Raw genomic sequence first — 4153 nt, forward strand, 5'->3', positions numbered from 1 at the left:
ACCGGGTCAGCAGGTGCGGGCGCCGGGGCGGGCTTGGGCGCGGCGCCTTTCGTCCGCACGGGCGGCTCATGCGGCGCGGCTGCCGCCTGCGCATCCGGCAGGAACCGCTGCAGCAACTGGAAGAACCCGTCGTAGAACTTGGGCCGCGTCACCGTCTGGCTGGCGGTCTTGACCAGCGAATCGTCGCTGCCCCCGAACGGCATGGACACCTGCCCCAACACGCTGACGCCCACGCTGGCCGAGTTGCCGGTGCGTTTGATCGAATAGCGGTCCTGCACGGCGTTCGCAAATACGGTTGTGCGGTCGCTCGCACTGCCGTCCGATGCACACTCGACGTTGAAGCTGATCTGCGTATGCTGCCCGTCCTCGCCCTCGAAGTTCTTGTGGCCGGTGACGCGAGACGGCTCGTACTTGTCGATGAGATAGCCCTGGCTGAGCAAGGCGCGCCGGCCCGCATCGCACGCGGCGTTGCTGGCCGCCGGAACGCTGCGCGAATAGGTATCCGTTTGCGCGAAGTCTTCGCGTTCATAGACGGGCTGGGGGGAAGAACATCCGGCCAGGACGGCCGTCAGGGTGGCAAACAACGGAAAAGCGATACGGCGGGTGACGCGAGGCATGAGAGGTCCGGCGTGGGGCGACGACCTGCATTATCGGACAAGAAATCCGTTTATTTATTGGGGACAGGATACGCCGGAGATATGTTGAAACAGGTTCGAGCGGCCGGGCATGACCGCAAAAGCGGTTCTCCCTGCGTACCGGCGCGCATCCCGTATCCGCAAACGTCGTAATTCGTATCGAAATCGGCGCGCCATTCCATGGCCCGCGCGCAACACCCTGCGCAACGCGTCAGTGCACACGTTCTTGAACCATGTCGATGCGCCGCGGGCCTGCTGCCGGCGTGCGGCGCAAACCCGCAATCAACGCGCGGCGCGGGCCGAGGGCGGCTCCTTATCCAGCTCGCCCAGGATTTCCGCCGCCAACCGCACGCGCGCCTCGTTCGGATAGTTGCGGTTGGCCAGGATGACGATGCCCAACTTGCGCGCGGGCACAAACGCCACATAGCCGCCAAAGCCGTTGGTCGAGCCCGTCTTGTTGATCCAGCTCTCGGCCAGGGGCGCCAAGGGCGGCTGCAGCGCCTGGGCGGGATGACTCTGGCTGTTCAGCGTGCCGGCGTTGGCCGTCAGCAGCGTGTCCAGCGCCACTGGATACGGAAACTGTTCCCACGCCATGTCCTGCGTCATGCCGCCCACCTGGTAGTAGCCCACATGGGTATCCGCAAGGGCGCGGCGGATGTCCTTGTCCAGCACGTCCATGTCCATGCTGGCTTCAATAAAGCGCAGCATGTCGCGCGCGCTGGACTTGACGCCATAGGCCTCGGCCGCGAGCACACCGGGATTCACGCGCACCGGCGCACCTTGCCTGTTGTAGCCCTGCGCATAGCGCGACATCTTGGCGGCGGGCACGTCGATGTACGTGCTGGACAGACCCAGCTTCGGAAACAGGTCCTTCTCCATCGCCTGCGCGAACGGTTGCTTCAGGCTGGAGGCGGCCACGACACCCAGCATGCCGATGCTGGGATTGGCATACGCGCGAGACGTGCCGGGCGCGTGTTCAGGCTTCCATGCCTTCAGGTACTGCATCAATTGCGCGTTGTCGCGCACGTCGTCGGGCACCTGCAATGGAAACCCGCCCGTGGTGTGCGTGGCAAGATTCACCAGCGTCAGCTTGGCGAACTCGGTGCCGGCAAGCTCGGGCACGAACCGGGCCGGACTGTCGGTCAGCGTCAGCAGTCCCTTGGCCTGCGCGTAGGTGGCAAGCGTCGCGGTGAAGGTCTTGCTGATCGAGCCCAGCTCGAAGAGCGTGTCCCGATTGACCGCGCGCCGCGTTTCCAGCGACTCGACGCCGTAGGTGTAGAAGCGCTGGCGGCCCTGATGCGTGACGGCGATCACCATGCCCGCGATGTCGTGCCGCCGCATGACCGCGCGGGCCGCTTCGTTCACGACGCTGTCGATGTAAGGCAATTCAGAGCGGCCAAGGGCGGGACCGGACACGGCAGTAAGAATGCCGGCGCAAAGCAGGCCGGCGCAGAGGTGTCTACGGGTGTTCATGCAGCGTTCTCAGGGAGGGGGACAAACGAGCCGGCAGGACGGGCGGCGCGGCGATGTCGAATCGTACCGCGACGCGCGTCCCGTCTGGCGCAATTTCCCTTCCTGCGATCGCCGCAGCGCCTGGCAATGGGACCCCTTCTCCCCTTCTCCCCTTCTCCCCTTCGCCCCGCGCTCTGCCTCAGGCCAAGGCCGGCTCCGCACGCAGCGGCTGGGCCGGGTTCAATAGCCCCGTGCCTTCCTGCCCCGTGCCGCACGTGTCCTTGCAGACCTTCCCGTCCTTCATCACCAGCACGATCCGCGCGGGATCGACCAGCAGCGACAGATCGTGCAGCGGATTGCCGTCTACCATGACGACGTCCGCAAGATACCCGGGCCGCAGCATTCCCAGCTCGTCAGGGCGCTGCATGATCTGCCCGCCCAGCCGCGTGGCCGCAACCAGCGCCTCGACCGGCGTCATGCCAATGTAGTCCACGAAGTATTGGAGGTCATTGGCGTTCGTGCCGTGCGGCATCCAGGCAAATCCGTAATCACCGCCCGGCAGGATTCGTATGCCGCGCTTGTGCATCTTGCGCAGGCTATCCGCGGCGATTTCCAGCTCGCGCTTGTAGCCCATGCTTTCGGCTATGGCGGGCGTGATGCCGTAGTCGGACGCATGGTAGGCGGTGCGGACCAGCCAGCCGATGCCCGGCGCGACAAAATGCTTGTCCTTGTTGGCTTCCAGCATGTCCAGCGCTTCGTCGTCCGCAAAGCTGGCGTGATAGACCATCTCGATACCGTAACGCACGCATTGCTTGACCGATTCGCTGGACCGCGCGTGGGCCGCAATCCGCTTGCCGTACCGCTTGGCCTCCGACGCCAGCATGGCGATCTCGTCTTCCGCGAAAGGCGACATCTCGGCTGGCAGGCCAGCGATGTACTCGCCCGACAGATTGATCTTCAGGTGGTCGACGCCGTACTTGATGAATGTGCGGACCGAGCGGCGAATCTCCTCGGGGCCGCTGCAGACGCTGCCAAAGCTCAGCTCTTCGAAGTGCATGTGCGGCAACGTGTTATCGCCTAGCGCACCGATGGTCGTGATCTCCTGGCTGCCGGCCAGGTAGCGCGGACCGGGGCACTCGCCGGCCTCGATCGCATTGCGCAGCACCACATCCAGCCGCGGCTTGGCGGCGGCCGCGCCGATGGCGGACGTCCACCCCATTTCCAGATAGCGCTTGGCCACGCGGACACACCACAGGATGTGCTCTTCGGGCGGCATGAACTGGATAGCCGCCAGCGTGGGCTGGTCATTCCACGAGAAATGCGTGTGCGCCTCGGTCATTCCCGGCATCAGGAACCGGCCTTTGCCGTCGATGACGCGCGCGCCGTCCCGACTGACCCGTTCGGGCAGGCGCGCCACCTCGGCGATGCGGCCGCCGTCGATCAGCAACTCTCCGTCAAAGACGTCGTCGCCGCTTCCGTCAAAGATGGCGACATTGGTAATCGCGATTCTGGACATGCGTGGTCTCCTCCTGGCCCGTGGGGGCCGGAATTTTTTTATGAAAAGTGTTGATGCGAAATGGTTGCTGCGAATCCAGAGCTGCGGCTCGAGGACTCGCTCGATTACCGCCAGCCCGGCAGTCAGGCTCGCTTCATCGAGCCAAGCCCGCGTGAAACGCCTGCAACGCTTCAATGCAAGCGCCGGGCTGCTCAAACGTGGTCCAGTGTCCGCAGTCCGGGACGATGGTGCAGCGGCTGCCCGGGATGCGCCCCGCCATCACCTGCACGTTCGCCGGCGGCGCAACGCCGTCTTCGTCGCCCGTCACCAGCAGCACGGGCACAGCCAGACGCTCAAGATCGGCAGACTCCGCCGCGGCCAGCGCTTCGCAGCTTTGTGCATATCCTTCCGGCGGCTGCCGCATCACGCTTTCCCGGACCAGCGCCAGCACCGCGGGTTGTTCCGCCTTGGTGCGGCGGCTGGTGGCGCCCTTGACGATGGCATCGGCGATCTCCTGCATGGCGGGCGCGCCCTGGCGGGCAAGCGCCGCCCGCGCCCGGATGCTCGGCCG

At 65.5% G+C, this 4153-nt stretch carries 4 protein-coding genes; all 4 read right to left on the reverse strand.

Annotated features, from left to right (window positions below):
* Window positions 1–617 (reverse strand): DUF2242 domain-containing protein (locus B3446_RS03625; RefSeq protein WP_291377340.1); only part of this gene is annotated, 617 nt, incomplete at its 3' end.
* Window positions 618–917: 300 nt separating this feature from the next.
* Window positions 918–2108, reverse strand: a complete 1191-nt coding sequence (gene blaAMZ / locus B3446_RS03630) for an AMZ family class C beta-lactamase (RefSeq protein ID WP_291377341.1) — start codon at window positions 2106–2108, stop codon at window positions 918–920.
* A 178-nt stretch (window positions 2109–2286) separates the two neighbouring features.
* The gene (locus tag B3446_RS03635; RefSeq protein WP_291377342.1) at window positions 2287–3603 is read right to left on the reverse strand and encodes a metal-dependent hydrolase family protein; all 1317 of its coding nucleotides are present in this window, start codon (window positions 3601–3603) and stop codon (window positions 2287–2289) included.
* A 133-nt stretch (window positions 3604–3736) separates the two neighbouring features.
* Window positions 3737–4153 (reverse strand): alpha/beta fold hydrolase (locus B3446_RS03640; RefSeq protein ID WP_291377343.1); only part of this gene is annotated, 417 nt, incomplete at its 5' end.

Source organism: Achromobacter sp. UBA5777 (assembly GCF_002418565.1).
Classification (GTDB): domain Bacteria; phylum Pseudomonadota; class Gammaproteobacteria; order Burkholderiales; family Burkholderiaceae_B; genus Achromobacter; species Achromobacter animicus.